Genomic DNA, 14974 nt, shown 5'->3' on the forward strand with positions numbered 1-14974 from the left:
TGGGGCTGACGTAGATTAGTAGTTATGCTAGGCTACGAAAATGCAGATAACCAATTGTAAATTAAGCAAGAGAGTTCAAAATAAACTGCTTGAATTTTTCGTACTCCAAGTTACCGCCCGTTCCGCTGCCGATATTTTGGGCATTCAGCCCAACTCCGCTATTCTGTTTTACCGTAAAATCCGCATGGTCATCAGCCATCATTTGGCCTTGGCTGCCGATGAGGTTTTCGAGGGCCCCGTCGAGTTGGACGAAAGCTATTTCGGCGGACGGCGTAAAGGCAGACGTGGTCGCGGTGCGGCAGGAAAAGTGGTTGTCTTCGGCATCCTGAAACGCAACGGACGGGTCTATACCGTTGTCGTAGATAATGCCAAGTCCGATACTTTGATGCCTGTTATCAAACAGAAAATCATGCCGGACAGCATTGTTTACACGGATAGCCTGAGCAGCTACGACAAGTTGGACGTGAGCGGTTTTATCCATCACCGCATCAACCATTCCAAGGAATTTGCAGACCGCCAGAACCATATCAACGGCATTGAGAATTTTTGGAATCAGGCAAAACGCGTCTTGCGCAAATACAACGGAATCGACCGCAAATCTTTCCCACTGTTCTTGAAAGAATGTGAGTTTCGATTTAACTTCGGCACACCGTCTCAACAGCTTAAAATCCTGCGGGATTGGTGTGGAATTTAGGGCTAATCTACGTCAGCCCCTTAAAAAATCCTAACCCATCTGAAGGCCGTTTGAAAATCCGGTTTTAAAACGACGAGCCTTCCTGTTGCAGAAATTCCAACTCTTCCGCCGTACTGTCGCGGCCGAGTACGGCGTTGCGGTGCGGATAGCAGCCGAAGCGGCGGCGGATGGTTTCGTCAAATTCGTCGCTTTTGGCGAACCAGAAGGGGCGGTTTTCTTCGGAGAACCAAAAATCGAGTACGGTTTGCAGGGTCATGTTTGATTCTCTCTGTTGGGTTAAATAAGGCAATTATGCCTGACGGATTTTTCCGCGCAGCCCGGGCGCGACAAGGCGTTTGAGTTTCGTGCCTGCCAAATCGATGTCGCCGAAGCGCGGATGTCCGCCGTTCCAGTCGGCAACGGCTTTTTCCAAGGCTTCCCGGCTGTCGGCAACGAAGTTCCACCAAATCAGCGTCGGGTGCGGCAGGGGTTCGCCGCCCAGCAGCATGATGTGGCTGCCTGCTTCGGCATGGATGCGCAGGGTTTGGGCGGTGTCGGCGCGGGCGAATTTTGCCAACTCGTTTTGTGTGAACGTCTGCCCGTTAATTTCCACTTCGCCTTTGAGTATCAACACGCCGTATTCCCAGCCTGCTTGGGCGGGGATTTCCAGCGTTTGCGCCTGATGGGTGCGGATGTCCAAGCCCAATAAGGTGCTGTGCTGTTCAGTCGGAGCGGTGCGGCCGGCGAAACTGCCGTTCACCAGCACGAAATCTGCGCCGTTGTCCGACCATTCGGGCATTTCGGGATAATGGCGGAAATCGGGGTCGATGGTTTTGTGCATGGGCAGGGCAATCCAAAGCTGCACGGCATGCAGGGTTTTGATGCCTTCTGGCGTTTGTTCGGTGTGGCTGATGCCGTGGTTATCGCCCGTGCCTGCGGTCATCAGATTGACTTGTTTCGGGCGGATGGTTTGGCGGTTGCCGAGGCTGTCTTGGTGCAGCACTTCGCCTTCCAGCATCCAAGTGAAGGTTTGCAGGTTGGTGTGCGGATGCGCGCCAACCTGCATGCCGTCTTCCTGCTCGGCAAAATGCGCGGGGCCGGCGTGGTCGAGAAAGCACCATGCGCCGATGGTGCGGTGCGTGCGGTTGGGCAGCAGTCGGGCAATCGGAATGCCGCCGACATCGTGGGTTTTTGCGGTGATTTTGGTGATGATCATGGGCTGTGTTGTTTGGAATGATTGAAGGCTACCTGAAAACAGCCTGTACCCGTTTTTCTCCATACAGGCTGCTGTTTAGCTCCTCACGCCACCGTAATTTCGCATTCGCACGCCACCTCGAAATTCAACGAATTGGCGATAAAGCACAGGCGATGCGCTTCGTGGTGCAGAGCTTTGGCTTGTTCGACGTGCTGCGCTTGGGTGATGGTGACCTGCGGGCGCAGCGTGGCTTTGACGAACTTGCCCGGCCGGGCATTGTCGCCTTCGTCCATCACAGCTTCGGCGTGGTCGGCGTAGGCGGTGACGGTGATGCCCGCCGCGCTGCACAAGTGCAGATACCAGAGTTTGTGGCAGGCGGAGATGGCGGCCAGCAGCATGTCTTCGGGATTGTGACGGGTTTTGTCGCCGCGAAAAGCGGGGTCGGACGAGCCGTGCAGATCGGGTTTGCCGGCGATTTTGACGGTGTAATCGCGCGAATAGGCGGTGTAGGACGATGTGCCGCTGCCCAAATTGCCCATCCATTCGATAGTGGCGCGGTAGGTGTGGTTTTTGCTCATAAGGTTTTCCTTTGTGGTGTGGGTTGTCGGGTTGTAGGCTGCTTTGCAAACGGCCTTTGGATAGCAATGCAGGCTACCTGAATTAAGTTGGGAAAAAGGCTACCTGAAAATAGGGCTACCGTTGTTTTCAGGTAGCCTTTGGGCGATCGGGACGGGTTCGGGAATCCGTCCCACAGTTGCTGCCTGCAAGCGTGAGTTTCAACGAGGTTAAAACCATTTGCGTGTGTTTTGTATACACCCTGCCTATGCAGGCTACACTTGCTCACACTTCATCAGCGTAATTATTTTTAATAAATTCAATACACTCTTTCAATTTCTCTATAACAATTTCAGTTGGCATGACCACTACGATTTCATCAGTTAATAGGCTGTCTATCTTTGTCATCTCTTTGCCGACAATTACCCCAAAGTGCTCTCGATACTGCTCAACTTCGCTGCCATTAGGCACTTCTTCCAATATTTCCTTCAATAGGGTTTCAGACATTTCCAATAAATGCTTAACCCCCATCCCACCGTCATCCATTAAGAAATCTGCTAACCAGCCAAAGTTCTCATACCCATTACTCTCATGAAAAAGTACTCCAAACCGGTTACTACCGCTTTGAAAGAAATCTTTTGTAAAAATTAAATTCATGCTTAAGACTCATTAATTCACTATATTTTATAAGAGGGCAAACAGCAGGCGTAGCCCGCATAGCGGTAATCGCAAGTCGGATACTTGAATCCGACATTTGGGCATAATGCCTGCTTAGCTGAATCTGCGTTTTCAGGTAGCCCGAAAGGGGCTGTCTGAAAACTGAACACCCCGTGTGTGCGCTCCGCATACCCTCTGCCAAGCGGGCTGCGTTTGCTGACTATCAAACGGATTAAGGCGGTTGAAGAAGCCCTCAACCGCTGGACGAGAAAGGCATTGGATGATGAGATGCCGGGTGATTTGTTTTTATCGGCACTTGCCAATAGCATTGAAGCGTTGTATTTGAAGTACGGATGCAAAGGTATCACAAGCCGTTCAATAACCTGCCTGATTTAAAGAGTGGTATTTGTCGCAACCACTTTGATCTCCACTATCACATACTTTGCCAAACCATTCCTTGCTAAGATGAAAATTTTGGCGCACGCCTTGTCCGTTGTAGTACATCAAACCCAAATTATACTGGGCTTGGACATCTCCCTGCTCCGCTGCTTTGCGATACCATCTGAATGCTTCGGCATAGTCTTGGCGCACACCATATCCGCCGTCATACATCACACCCAAATTGTATTGGGCAGGGGTTAACCCTTGCGCTGCTGCCTGCCGAAACCATCTGAGCGCTTCGGCATAGTCTTGGTGCGCGCCTTGTCCAGTGTAATACATCGTACCCAGATTATTTTGGGCTTCGGCATTCCCCTGTTCCGCCAACTGCAGGGTTTGCCGGAAATCCGATGCGTCATCCGCCCAAACTGCCTGATTCAAACCCAAAGCCAGCAATGCGGTTGCCAGTAATTTTGTAAAATACTTCATTTTAATTCCCTTATAGTTTTAAAAACGTTCATGTATGGGCGCGTTGTATGCGCCCGAAATCTTCGTGTTGTCTGAAAAACGGATTTTATCCCCTGCATTTCATGGCGATTATTTTGTCCCACCGTTGGGATTCCTCCCTGCTATCGCACCAACTCGCAAAACGCCTGTGCGTAACCTGTGTCATGTTTCTGTTTGGTACAGAATTCGGTTGATGCGTTTTTTTGTGATGTGCAGGCTGCTTTTGGGGATGTTTCATTGCATTGAAAAGCAGCCTGCACATTTGGGTTTGTTGAATTTGCGTTTCAGACGGCCTTTGGGCGGGCGGGACGGGGTCGAGAATCCGACATTTGGACATAACGCCTGTGTCGGATACAAGCATCCGACCTAGGCTGCTGAAAAAATTGAAATTTTTCCTACTCTAAAGGTTTATTTCTTTCGACAAAATCAAACCACATATCGTCCTGTGCTGCATTCGTGAAAATATTTGAATAATTATCCCCAAAAATATAATTAGTTATGAAGTGATCAAACGGGCATATTATCTCGATATCTACTTCAAAGCGGATTTGCTTTGAAATCCTATCAAGGAATACAGGTTCATATAGGACTTGACCTATTTCATACGCCTTATCCTTGAAAATGCTTGGTACACGAAATTGGTTGTCTAAAATTTCATCCGTACTCCAAAGGACAATATCTCCGAATGCCCCGCCATTGCATATCTTGAGAAAATCCTGATGTTCTAAAACTAAAAATTTCTTTAATTCATCAGGAATTTCGTCAATTCCATCCGGTATTTCCCCAATCAAAACCGCATCAGGAAGAATATTCAATTTGGCTCTGTAATGTTTAACCAACTCCACTAATCTCATAATAATCCCTAAAATTTAACTTTGATAATAAACATAGGAGGCGTTTATGCTCATGCGGCTTCAGACTACCTCTGTTAAGGAGCTTTTTTTAACGTACAGGTTGCTTTTTTGGCCGTTTTCGAGCTTTAAAAAGCAGCCTACACTTTCCCGGTAGTGTGAAATGGCGCATACGTTCCGTACACAACGTGTTGATTATAGGTGGCTTGATTATAGGGGCGTCGGCTACTACTTCGCCCCCTTAAACCCGCGCTTCAAATGCACCATCAGCAACGCCACTGCCGCGGGCGTAACGCCGGAAATGCGGCTTGCTTGGCCAACGGTTTCGGGTTTGTGCTGGTTGAGCTTTTGCTGCACCTCGGCGGATAAGCCTTTGACTTTGCTGTAATCAATGTTTTCAGGTAGCCTCAACGTTTCCAAATCGCGGCGGCTGTCGATTTCTTCGTTTTGGCGGTCGATATAGCCTTGGTATTTGACTTGGATTTCCACTTGTTCAATTACGTTTTCAGGTAGCCTGCACTCGGGTTCTGCGCCTTCGAGCGTCATCAGTGCGGCGTAGTCGAGGTTCGGGCGGCGCAGGAGGTCGTGCAGGTTGGCTTCGCGGCTGAGTTTTTGCCCGAACACGCGGATTTGTTCGTCTTCGGCGAGTTTTTGCGGCGTGTACCACGTTGTTTTCAAACGTTGGATTTCGCGCTCAATGGCTTCGCGTTTTTCGTTGAACATACGCCATTGTTCTTCACCCACCAAGCCGATTTTGTGGCCGTCTTCGGTCAGGCGCATGTCGGCGTTGTCTTCCCTGAGTTGCAGGCGGTATTCGGCGCGGCTGGTGAACATGCGGTAGGGTTCGTTCACGCCTTTGGTGATGAGGTCGTCCACCAATACGCCGAGATAGGCTTGTTCGCGGCGCAGCAGGAGCGGGTCTTGTCCACGCACGTATTGCACGGCATTTGCGCCTGCGAGCAGGCCTTGTGCGGCGGCTTCTTCGTAGCCGGTCGTGCCGTTGATTTGTCCGGCGAAGAAGAGGCCTTGGATGGTTTTGGTTTCAAGGCTGGCTTTGAGGTTGCGCGGGTCGAAGTAGTCGTATTCGATGGCGTAGCCGGGGCGCAGGATATGGGCGTTTTCCAGGCCTTTCATGCTGCGCACGAGCGCGATTTGGATGTCGAACGGCAGGCTGGTGGAGATGCCATTGGGGTAGTATTCGTTGGTGGTCAGGCCTTCGGGTTCGAGGAAAATCTGGTGGCTGTCTTTGTCGGCAAAGCGGTTGATTTTGTCTTCGATAGACGGGCAGTAGCGCGGGCCGACGCCTTCGATTTTGCCGGTGAACATGGGGCTGCGGTCGAAGCCTGAGCGGATAATTTCGTGTGTTTTCAAATTGGTATGCGTAATCCAGCAGGACACTTGGCGCGGGTGCATTTCGGCGTTGCCGCGCACGGAAAAGATGGGCACAGGTGTGTCGCCGGGCTGTTCGGTAAGTTGGGAGAAATCAATCGTGCGCCCGTCGATGCGCGGCGGCGTGCCGGTTTTCAGACGGCCTTGCGGCAGGTTCAATTCGCGCAAACGGCCGCCCAAGGATTTGGCGGCGGGGTCGCCGGCGCGGCCGCCTTCGTAGTTTTCCAAACCAATGTGGATTTTGCCGGACAAAAACGTGCCTGCGGTCAGCACGACGGCGCGGGCTTTAAATTCCACGCCCATCGCGGTCATCACGCCGCTGATGCGGTCGCCGTCAAGCGTTACGTCGTCAACCGACTGCTGGAAAAGTTCCAGATTTTCTTGGTTTTCCAGCATCTCGCGGATGGCGGCTTTATACAAAATGCGGTCCGCCTGCGCGCGCGTGGCACGAACCGCCGCGCCTTTGCTGGCGTTCAGACGGCGGAATTGGATGCCGGATTTGTCGGTGGCCAACGCCATTGCACCGCCGAGCGCGTCGAGTTCGCGTACGAGATGGCCTTTGCCGATGCCGCCGATGGAGGGGTTGCACGACATTTGTCCGAGCGTTTCGATGTTGTGTGTGAGCAAAAGCGTCTGCGCGCCCATGCGTGCGGCGGCAAGCGCGGCTTCCGTGCCTGCGTGGCCGCCGCCGACGACGATGACGTCGTAGGTTTTGGGATAGAGGATGGTGGGCATGATTGTGTGGGTAATAAAAAATCAAGCGATTATACGCGGTTTTGCCGCCGGATGAGGCTACCTGAAAAACGGAAAAGGGTTTTGGGCTTGGCAGAAACCCGGCTTCCTCCGGAAATCTCGTTTTGGCGAAATTCGCTTTGCTCGTTTTCAGGTAGCCTGTGCCGGGATAGAGGCTACCTGAAAAAGTTGTGCGCTTGAAAAACGGCTTTCAGGTAGCCTTTCCGGTTTGCAGCGTAGGGCAAGAGGCGGGCTGAAAGTGTTACAATACACGGTTTCTTTTTATTCGAGTTTTCCGGCTTCATCATGTGCAAACACAACCACCCACGTCACACCCGCGACAACGACACCATCCGCATCCGCGGCGCGCGCACGCATAATTTGAAAAACGTCGATTTGGACATTCCGCGTCACAAACTTGTGGTGGTCACGGGTTTGTCGGGCAGCGGCAAATCGTCTCTGGCGTTTGACACGCTGTATGCCGAAGGGCAGCGGCGTTATGTCGAGAGCCTGTCCGCCTATGCGCGGCAGTTTTTGCAGATGATGGACAAGCCCGATGTCGATTTGATCGAAGGCTTATCGCCCGCGATTTCTATCGAGCAGAAATCCACCAGCCACAATCCGCGCTCCACCGTCGGCACGGTTACGGAAATCCATGATTACCTGCGCCTTTTGTACGCCCGCGTCGGCACGCCGTATTGTCCCGAACACAATTTGCCGCTGTCGAGCCAGACCGTGTCGCAGATGGTCGATGCCGTGTTGAAGCTGCCGGAAGACACGCGCGTGATGATTCTTGCACCGGCGGTACGCGAGCGTAAGGGCGAATTTGTTGATTTCTTTGCCGACTTGCAGGCGCAGGGTTTTGCGCGCGTGCGCGTGGACGGCGAAGTTTATCAACTTGACGAAGTGCCGAAGCTGGAGAAAAACATCAAACACAATATCGACGTGGTCATCGACCGCGTGAAAGTGAAGGCAGACATCAAGCAGCGGCTGGCGGAAAGTTTTGAAACCGCGCTGCGCCACGGCAACGAGCGCGCGCTGGCAATGGAAATGGACAGCGGCGAAGAACATTGGTTTTCGGCGCGTTTCGCCTGCCCCGTGTGTTCGTACAGCCTGCCCGAGCTGGAACCGCGCCTTTTTTCGTTCAACAACCCGATGGGTTCCTGCCCGACTTGCGACGGCTTGGGCAACACCAATTTCTTCGACCCCGAAAAAGTAGTCGCGCATCCCGAATTGTCGTTGGCAACGGGCGCGATTGACGGCTGGGACAAGCGCAACCAGTTCTATTTCCAAATGATTCAATCGCTGGCGCGGCATTACGGTTTCGATGTGCAGGCTGCTTGGGAAACGCTACCTGAAAAAGTGAAAAAAGTCGTGCTGCACGGCTCAGGCAAAGAAGTCATTGATTTCACTTATCTATCCGAACGCGGCACCACCTTCAACCGCAGCCACGCCTTCGAAGGCATCATCCCCAATCTCGAACGCCGCTACCGCGAAACCGACAGCGAAACCGTGCGCGAAAAATTGCGCGAATACCAAAACCACCGTGCCTGCCCGAGCTGCGGCGGCGCACGTTTGCGCAAAGAAGCGCGCTACGTTTACGTTAGCGGCGAACCCTTGCACGAAGTTTCCGCCTGGCCGCTGACCAAAACCCACCAATTTTTCGAAACGCTGGATTTGGACGGCAACAAAAAACAAATCGCCGAAAAAATCCTCAAAGAAATCACCGAGCGGCTCGGCTTCCTGATTAACGTCGGGCTGGATTACCTGAATTTAAGCCGCTCCGCCGAAACCCTTTCCGGCGGCGAAGCCCAGCGCATCCGCCTCGCCAGCCAAATCGGCAGCGGCCTGACCGGCGTGATGTACGTTTTGGACGAACCCTCCATCGGCCTGCACCAACGCGACAACGACCGCCTGCTCGCCACCCTCAAACGCCTGCGCGATTTGGGCAACAGCGTGATTGTGGTCGAACACGACGAAGACGCCATCCGCGAAGCCGATTTCGTCGTCGATATGGGTCCGGGCGCAGGCGAACACGGCGGCAACGTACTGATTGCCGACACACCCGAAAACGTCGCCAAATGCGAAAAATCCATTACCGGACAATACCTCAGCGGCAAAAAATCCATTGCCGTGCCGTCTGAACGCACGCCCGTCAATCCCGAGCGAATGCTTGTCCTCAAGGGCGCGCGCGGCAACAACCTTAAAAACGTTACCCTCGAACTGCCGCTCGGTTTGATTACCTGCATCACAGGCGTATCCGGCAGCGGCAAATCCACCCTGATTAACGACACCCTCGCCAAAATCACCGCCCGCGAACTCAACCGCGCCCAAGAAGAACCCGCCCCATACGACGACATCCACGGCCTCGAACACCTCGACAAAGTCATCAACGTCGACCAATCCCCCATCGGCCGCACCCCGCGTTCCAACCCCGCCACCTACACCGGCCTGTTCACCCCCATCCGCGAACTCTTCGCCGGCGTACCCCTCTCGCGCGAACGCGGCTACAACGTCGGCAGATTCTCCTTCAACGTCAAAGGCGGCCGCTGCGAAGCCTGCCAAGGCGACGGCGTCATCAAAGTCGAAATGCACTTCCTGCCCGACGTGTACGTCCCCTGCGAAGTCTGCCACGGCAAACGCTACAACCGCGAAACCCTCGAAATCCAATACAAAGGCAAAAACATCAGCCAAGTCCTCGACATGACCGTCGAAGAAGCCCGCGAATTTTTCGACGCCGTCCCCACCGTATCGCGCAAACTGCAAACCCTGATGGATGTGGGCCTAGGCTACATCCGCCTCGGCCAATCCGCCACCACCCTCTCCGGCGGCGAAGCCCAGCGCGTCAAACTCGCCTTGGAACTCTCCAAACGCGACACCGGTAGAACGCTCTATATCCTCGACGAACCCACCACCGGCCTGCATTTCGCCGACATCGCCCTGCTGCTGGAAGTCATAGGCCGTCTGAAAGGCAAAGGCAACTCGATAGTGATTATCGAGCATAATCTTGACGTGATTAAAACTGCGGATTGGATTGTGGACTTGGGACCGGAAGGCGGCGATGGCGGGGGGAGGATTATTGCGGAAGGTAGCCCCGAGCAGGTGGCGAAGGTGAAGGGGAGTTATACTGGGAAGTATTTGAAGGTGGTTTTAGAATAACTCAAGTTTGCTTAAAAATATGCAAATCTTTCTAGAAGATATCTTTCAATTACCTTGTAAGAATAACCATGACTAATGGAAATATAGAGATGCAAGTTCTGAAAAAAGAAATTACTGAGCTAAAAAAGAAACTTGATGTGCGATATCCAATTGATGTAGAAGATGGATTATATAAAAAAGAAGATATATTTAAAGTACTCAATGATGCATATAATTTGCTAGATACTTTTAAACCTTATTCGGATGATATTGATGTTGCTTTTATGAAAAGTAATGTTCGTCAGAACATTAAGCAAATAACAAGACTTTTAGAAAATCAAAAATGGGTTGAGTTTAACAGGCTATTACCAACTATTCGATCTACAATATATCAAACATGGTTATTTATTTCTGTAAATAAGGATTTATATATAAATTATATTATATCGATTCATGAGGGGATTTCTGCCTTAGAGAATGAGCGAAGTAAATTAAAAAATGAATTAATTCTTTATAGGGATAAGCTTAATGAGTTCGTTGAATTGAGCGATCAAATAAAATCAGATAGGGATCAATTCGAGCAACTAAGAAAAGATTTCTTTAATTTAAAACAAAAATTAGAAAGTAACTACAATGAGTGGGAAGAGAGTTTCTCTTCTATAGAAAGCGATGCAAAAGAGACTGGACAGTTACGTGAACAAATTAAAGATATCCATAATGAGGCAAACCAGATAGTAGGGAGTTTGCGAACGAATGACACAAAAGTTATTTCAATATTACAATCATCTGAAAGACTGGATGCCAAATCAAAATTAACAGATGATCGAATTAATGAATCCTATAATGAATTAGAAAAGCTAAAAGAAAAATTTCATAAGCAGCGACAGGATATTCAGAATATAGTGGAAGATGCCAACAGAGCAAGTATGGCAGGTTCTTTTAAGACTAAGGTTGATGAATTAGAAAAACCTTTAAAAAGCTCTCAATATATAACCTATGGAGCTTTAATAATTACAGCAGCTATATCGGCATGGTTATTGTTTGAAAGTGGATTTAGTGATCAAAGAAATTTTGATTTAACTTCTTTTTTAGTAAAATTGCCAGTAGTAATACCGTTCGTATTTATTGCTTGGTTAAGCAATAAAAGAAATGCTTATTTATTTAGACTACGTGAGGATTATGCTTATAAATATGCTTCTGCAATGGCATTTGAGGGGTATAAGAAGCAGGTACAGGAGTATAATCAAGATATGTTGGAGCAACTATTAAAAATTGCTCTAGATAATTTGGGAGAAAAACCGCACAAAGTTTTTGATAAGGAAATAAAAGCTAGTCCTGTTGATGATACGGTTTCTCATATGAAGGATTTAGCAAAAATTGCAAAAGATGGTATTAATGATATTATTAATCCTATCAATAATAAAAAAGAATAACAGATGCAGCTTGGATCAAGAAAAAACCGTTGCGTTTTTCCAATAAAAGGCTACCTGAGACATACCCAGTGCAATAAAGCCGGAATATTTCTCAAGTAGCCTTTTTCTTAGTGCAGCCGCAGTTTCAAAAATCAGAAACCGCCGTTATCCGCCAAACAACGCCACCTTGCCTTCCGCGCCGGAAACATCCAGCACTTCGATTCCTTCCCCGTCCAGCACCGCCTGCGTCAGCATGGCCACGCCGCCGGAAGGGCCGATTTCCAAAATCCGTTGCACGCCCAGCGCGGCCATGCTACGGCATTCGGCCACCCAGTCCACCGGATCCATCAGGATATTGTGCGCGATGCCGCGCGCCTGTTCTGCGTCCAAACCGCAGGCGGCCGCCCATTCGACCACTTGAGCTACGGCGGGCAGCATGGCGGGGTGGTGGAAGCCGACTTCCACATCAAGCCGCCACAGCAGGTTTTCGGGCGTTTGGCTGTTGGCGTCTTTAACCGTGTCCGACAATACGCCGCACACGCGCGCCACCGATTCGGGCTTGCCGCTGACGACAAAACCGTCCGCGCTGTTTTGCAAGCCGATACACGGGCGCTCGGCCGAATCTGCGGGGAACAGTTCATCAATCACGGCGGCAATCTGCCCACGGCTCACGCCCTGCACCATTACCATCGGATGCAGGCCGTTGTGCAAATGCATGCCCGTTGCGCGCCCTTGCAGCGTGGCCGCCGCACCAATCAATTCGGCCAAAGCCAGCAGTTTAGCGGCATGCTGCGGCTCGCGTATCAGATAACGCCCGAGTATGCCCTGCGAATGCCCGATAACGCCCGCCGCCTTGCCGCTGTTCAGCCCGCGCGCTTCCAACGTGTGCAGATTGGCGATTTGCGAAAGGAAAATGCCGGGCGCGCTCACGGCGGCACGCACCAAATCGATGCCGTCCGCACCGTTTTCCGCCCATTTTATCGGCTCAAAACCTTGCGGGCGGGCGGCGGCAATCTGCCCCGCAACAGGCGCCAGAATTCGGGCGGCTTCGATGGCCACTTCATTTGCCCTGTCCCGTGCCCCGTCGGCCAAAGCCTCGCGCAGGCTGCTTATCCAATCGAAGCCCTGCCCGGAAAAGCAGAGGGCAAACGGTTCGTTATGCAGTTGTTCAAGCAGGCGGTTTTGTGTAGCCATGATGTTGCTCCCTTAAGTGATGGATTTCAGACGGCCTATGCCGTCCGCAAGATGCCAATCAATACTGGCGGATAAACTGCTTACTCTAACTATACGGGCTGTGGCCGGGTCGGGTGCTGTGTTAGGTCAAACATCGGGCTGTTTGTAGAGAGAAAGGATAGGATGCGGGGAAGGCTACCTGAAACCATGTCTTGGCATGGCTAAGGTGAAGTTTCTGTGTAGCTTGGGTTCTGCCAAGCAATAAACCCTCTCCGTTGAAACGGTACTTTCAGGTAGCCTCTGCCATACTAAAAGGCTACCTGAAAACTGCTAAATACAGTTTCAGGTAGCCTTTTCTATTCAGTGTTTAAGCTGCCGAACGCTTATTTCTTCTTGCGCTGCGGCGGCAAATCGGTGCAAGTGCCGTTGGCCACTTCTGCCGCCATGCCGATGCTTTCGCCCAAGGTGGGGTGCGGGTGGATGGTTTTGCCGATGTCGGTTGCATCGCAGCCCATTTCGATGGCCAGGCAGATTTCGCCGATCATGTCGCCCGCGTGGGTGCCGACGATGCTGCCGCCGATAATCAGGCCGCTTTCGGCATCGAAAATCAGCTTGGTGAAACCTTCGTCGCGGCCATTGGCAATGGCACGGCCGCTGGCAGCCCACGGGAATACGGCTTTGGTGATTTTGATGCCGTCGCGTTTGGCGATTTCTTCGGTAACACCCACCCAAGCCACTTCAGGGTCGGTGTAGGCCACGCCCGGAATCACGCGCGCGTCGAAGTAGGCTTTGTGGCCGGCGCAGTTTTCCGCTGCCACATGGCCTTCGTGCACGGCTTTGTGCGCCAGCATGGGTTGGCCGACCACGTCGCCGATGGCGTAGATGTGCGGCACGTTGGTGCGCATTTGTTTGTCCACTTCGATGAAGCCGCGTTCGGTAACGGCCACGCCGGCTTTTTCGGCGGAGCAGAGTTTGCCGTTCGGCGCACGACCGGCAGCCACCAGCACCAAGTCGTAGCGTTGCGGCTCTTTCGGCGCTTTTTCGCCTTCAAAGGTTACATAAATGCCGTCTGCTTTGGCTTCCACGGCCACGGTTTTGGTGTTGGTCATGATGTTGTCGAAGCGGTGGGCGTTCATTTTCTCCCACACTTTCACCAAGTCGCGGTCGGCACCCTGCATCAGGCCGTCCATCATTTCCACTACGTCCAAGCGTGCGCCCAGTGTGCTGTACACGGTGCCCATTTCCAGGCCGATGATGCCGCCGCCGATGACCAGCATTTTTTCCGGCAGTTTGCCGCCGTTTTGGCGCAGTTCCAGCGCGCCGGTGCTGTCCACAATGCGTGGGTCTTCAGGAATGAAGGGCAGTTTCACCACGCGGCTGCCCACGGCGATGATACAGTTTTTGAAGGCAACGGTTTTTTTCGCGCCGGTTTCTTTGGCTTGTTCGTATTGGGCGGATTCGGTGAGCGACACTTCGATGTGGTTTGCGCCCACGAATTGGCCGTTACCTTGGATGATGTCCACTTTGCGGGCTTTGGCCATACCTGCCAGGCCGCCGGTGAGTTTGGCGATGACTTTTTCTTTGTAGCCGCGCAGTTCATCCACGTTGATTTCGGGTTCGCCGAATTTGATGCCGTTTTTCACCAAGTGTTTCACTTCGTCAATTACGGCAGCGTTGTGCAGCAGCGCTTTGGACGGGATGCAGCCCACGTTCAGACACACGCCGCCCAAGGTGCTGTATTGCTCGATGATGGCGGTTTTCAAGCCTTCGTCGGCTGCGGCAAAGGCAGCGGAATAGCCGCCGGGGCCACCGCCCAATACCACCACGTCGTATTCGGCATCGGCAGAACCGGCAAATTGTGCCGCCTGAGGTGCGGGCGCAGCGGCTTTGGGGGCTTCTTGGGCTGGGGCGGGCGCTGCGGCGGCTTTCGGCGCTTCGGCAGCGGCAGACGCACCGGCGGCTTCGATGACGGCAATCACGCCGCCTTCGGAAATCTTGTCGCCCACTTTCACTTTCACTTCTTTCACCACGCCTGCGGCTTCGGCAGGAACGTCCATGGTGGCTTTGTCGGTTTCCAATGTAATCAGCGTGTCGTCGATGGCGATGGTGTCGCCTGCTTTGATTTCTACGGCGATGATGTCCACGTTTTCGTGGCCGCCGATGTCGGGGACTTTCAATTCGATCAAACTCATTGCGTTGTGCCTTTCTTGAGTATTAAATTAATTAACAAAGGGCTACCTGAAAAATGAAACGCCGCGATGCGGCCAAGTTTTCGGTATCCAGCCCGATTAATTGCTCAACGAGGCGAATTATA

The 14974-nt window shown here is 52.0% G+C and carries 13 protein-coding genes; 4 read left to right on the forward strand and 9 right to left on the reverse strand.

The window, feature by feature from the left end:
- Nucleotides 1–40: 40 nt before the first annotated feature.
- Nucleotides 41–694 (forward strand): IS1595 family transposase, encoded by a 654-nt coding sequence (locus A7Q00_RS12765; RefSeq protein WP_064089002.1) that lies wholly within the window; start codon nt 41–43, stop codon nt 692–694.
- Nucleotides 695–758: 64 nt separating this feature from the next.
- Here the strand turns inward: A7Q00_RS12765 and A7Q00_RS04170 are convergent, their stop codons facing one another.
- The 4 genes from A7Q00_RS04170 to A7Q00_RS04185 form a co-directional block, all read right to left on the reverse strand.
- Nucleotides 759–950, reverse strand: a complete 192-nt coding sequence (locus A7Q00_RS04170; protein ID WP_064089369.1) for a DUF924 family protein — start codon at nt 948–950, stop codon at nt 759–761.
- A 33-nt stretch (nt 951–983) separates the two neighbouring features.
- The gene (locus A7Q00_RS04175; protein WP_064089370.1) at nt 984–1889 is read right to left on the reverse strand and encodes a pirin family protein; all 906 of its coding nucleotides are present in this window, start codon (nt 1887–1889) and stop codon (nt 984–986) included.
- 83 nt (nt 1890–1972) lie between these two features.
- Nucleotides 1973–2446 carry an OsmC family protein gene (locus A7Q00_RS04180; protein WP_064089371.1) on the reverse strand — a complete coding sequence of 158 codons (474 nt, stop codon included), beginning with the start codon at nt 2444–2446 and terminating at the stop codon, nt 1973–1975.
- Between the two features lie 262 nt (nt 2447–2708).
- Nucleotides 2709–3080 (reverse strand): hypothetical protein, encoded by a 372-nt coding sequence (locus A7Q00_RS04185; RefSeq protein ID WP_064089372.1) that lies wholly within the window; start codon nt 3078–3080, stop codon nt 2709–2711.
- Between the two features lie 213 nt (nt 3081–3293).
- Here A7Q00_RS04185 and A7Q00_RS13380 point away from each other — a divergent pair, with 213 nt between their 5' ends.
- Complete coding sequence (locus A7Q00_RS13380; protein ID WP_156503729.1) at nt 3294–3476, forward strand: hypothetical protein; 183 nt, start codon at nt 3294–3296, stop codon at nt 3474–3476.
- On the opposite strand, the gene A7Q00_RS04190 is transcribed toward A7Q00_RS13380, so the two are convergent.
- From A7Q00_RS04190 to mnmG, 3 genes are all read right to left on the reverse strand, one after another.
- Entirely contained in the window at nt 3456–3947 is a 492-nt protein-coding gene (locus A7Q00_RS04190; RefSeq protein WP_064089373.1) for a tetratricopeptide repeat protein, read from the reverse strand. The genes A7Q00_RS13380 and A7Q00_RS04190 overlap by 21 nt on opposite strands.
- A gap of 413 nt (nt 3948–4360) precedes the next feature.
- Entirely contained in the window at nt 4361–4819 is a 459-nt protein-coding gene (locus tag A7Q00_RS04195) for a hypothetical protein (protein ID WP_064089374.1), read from the reverse strand.
- 225 nt (nt 4820–5044) lie between these two features.
- The gene (gene mnmG / locus A7Q00_RS04200) at nt 5045–6940 is read right to left on the reverse strand and encodes a tRNA uridine-5-carboxymethylaminomethyl(34) synthesis enzyme MnmG (RefSeq protein ID WP_064089375.1); all 1896 of its coding nucleotides are present in this window, start codon (nt 6938–6940) and stop codon (nt 5045–5047) included.
- 303 nt (nt 6941–7243) lie between these two features.
- Between mnmG and uvrA the strand changes: the two genes are divergently transcribed.
- Both uvrA and A7Q00_RS04210 read left to right on the forward strand, forming a co-directional pair.
- Nucleotides 7244–10096: an excinuclease ABC subunit UvrA gene (uvrA, locus tag A7Q00_RS04205; RefSeq protein WP_064089376.1), complete on the forward strand. Its 2853-nt coding sequence runs from the start codon at nt 7244–7246 to the stop codon at nt 10094–10096.
- Between the two features lie 68 nt (nt 10097–10164).
- Entirely contained in the window at nt 10165–11508 is a 1344-nt protein-coding gene (locus A7Q00_RS04210; protein ID WP_156503730.1) for an AAA family ATPase, read from the forward strand.
- A 144-nt stretch (nt 11509–11652) separates the two neighbouring features.
- On the opposite strand, the gene A7Q00_RS04215 is transcribed toward A7Q00_RS04210, so the two are convergent.
- Together A7Q00_RS04215 and lpdA are read right to left on the reverse strand one after the other, a co-directional pair.
- Entirely contained in the window at nt 11653–12681 is a 1029-nt protein-coding gene (locus A7Q00_RS04215; protein WP_064089378.1) for an ACP S-malonyltransferase, read from the reverse strand.
- 362 nt (nt 12682–13043) lie between these two features.
- Nucleotides 13044–14852: a dihydrolipoyl dehydrogenase gene (gene lpdA, locus A7Q00_RS04220; RefSeq protein WP_064089379.1), complete on the reverse strand. Its 1809-nt coding sequence runs from the start codon at nt 14850–14852 to the stop codon at nt 13044–13046.
- Nucleotides 14853–14974 lie beyond the last annotated feature (122 nt).

The organism is Eikenella halliae, assembly GCF_001648475.1.
In the GTDB taxonomy this organism is placed as follows: Bacteria; Pseudomonadota; Gammaproteobacteria; order Burkholderiales; family Neisseriaceae; genus Eikenella; species Eikenella halliae.

Bases quoted from the DNA above. Each gene is read 5' to 3' on its own strand.
- mnmG (WP_064089375.1), bottom strand. From the start codon at position 6,940: ATGCCCACCATCCTCTATCCCAAAACCTACGACGTCATCGTCGTCGGC.
- lpdA (WP_064089379.1), bottom strand. From the start codon at position 14,852: ATGAGTTTGATCGAATTGAAAGTCCCCGACATCGGCGGCCACGAAAAC.
- A7Q00_RS04195 (WP_064089374.1), bottom strand. From the start codon at position 4,819: ATGAGATTAGTGGAGTTGGTTAAACATTACAGAGCCAAATTGAATATT.
- A7Q00_RS12765 (WP_064089002.1), top strand. From the start codon at position 41: ATGCAGATAACCAATTGTAAATTAAGCAAGAGAGTTCAAAATAAACTG.
- A7Q00_RS04210 (WP_156503730.1), top strand. From the start codon at position 10,165: ATGACTAATGGAAATATAGAGATGCAAGTTCTGAAAAAAGAAATTACT.
- A7Q00_RS04175 (WP_064089370.1), bottom strand. From the start codon at position 1,889: ATGATCATCACCAAAATCACCGCAAAAACCCACGATGTCGGCGGCATT.
- A7Q00_RS04180 (WP_064089371.1), bottom strand. From the start codon at position 2,446: ATGAGCAAAAACCACACCTACCGCGCCACTATCGAATGGATGGGCAAT.
- uvrA (WP_064089376.1), top strand. From the start codon at position 7,244: ATGTGCAAACACAACCACCCACGTCACACCCGCGACAACGACACCATC.
- A7Q00_RS04185 (WP_064089372.1), bottom strand. From the start codon at position 3,080: ATGAATTTAATTTTTACAAAAGATTTCTTTCAAAGCGGTAGTAACCGG.
- A7Q00_RS04170 (WP_064089369.1), bottom strand. From the start codon at position 950: ATGACCCTGCAAACCGTACTCGATTTTTGGTTCTCCGAAGAAAACCGC.
- A7Q00_RS04215 (WP_064089378.1), bottom strand. From the start codon at position 12,681: ATGGCTACACAAAACCGCCTGCTTGAACAACTGCATAACGAACCGTTT.
- A7Q00_RS04190 (WP_064089373.1), bottom strand. From the start codon at position 3,947: ATGAAGTATTTTACAAAATTACTGGCAACCGCATTGCTGGCTTTGGGT.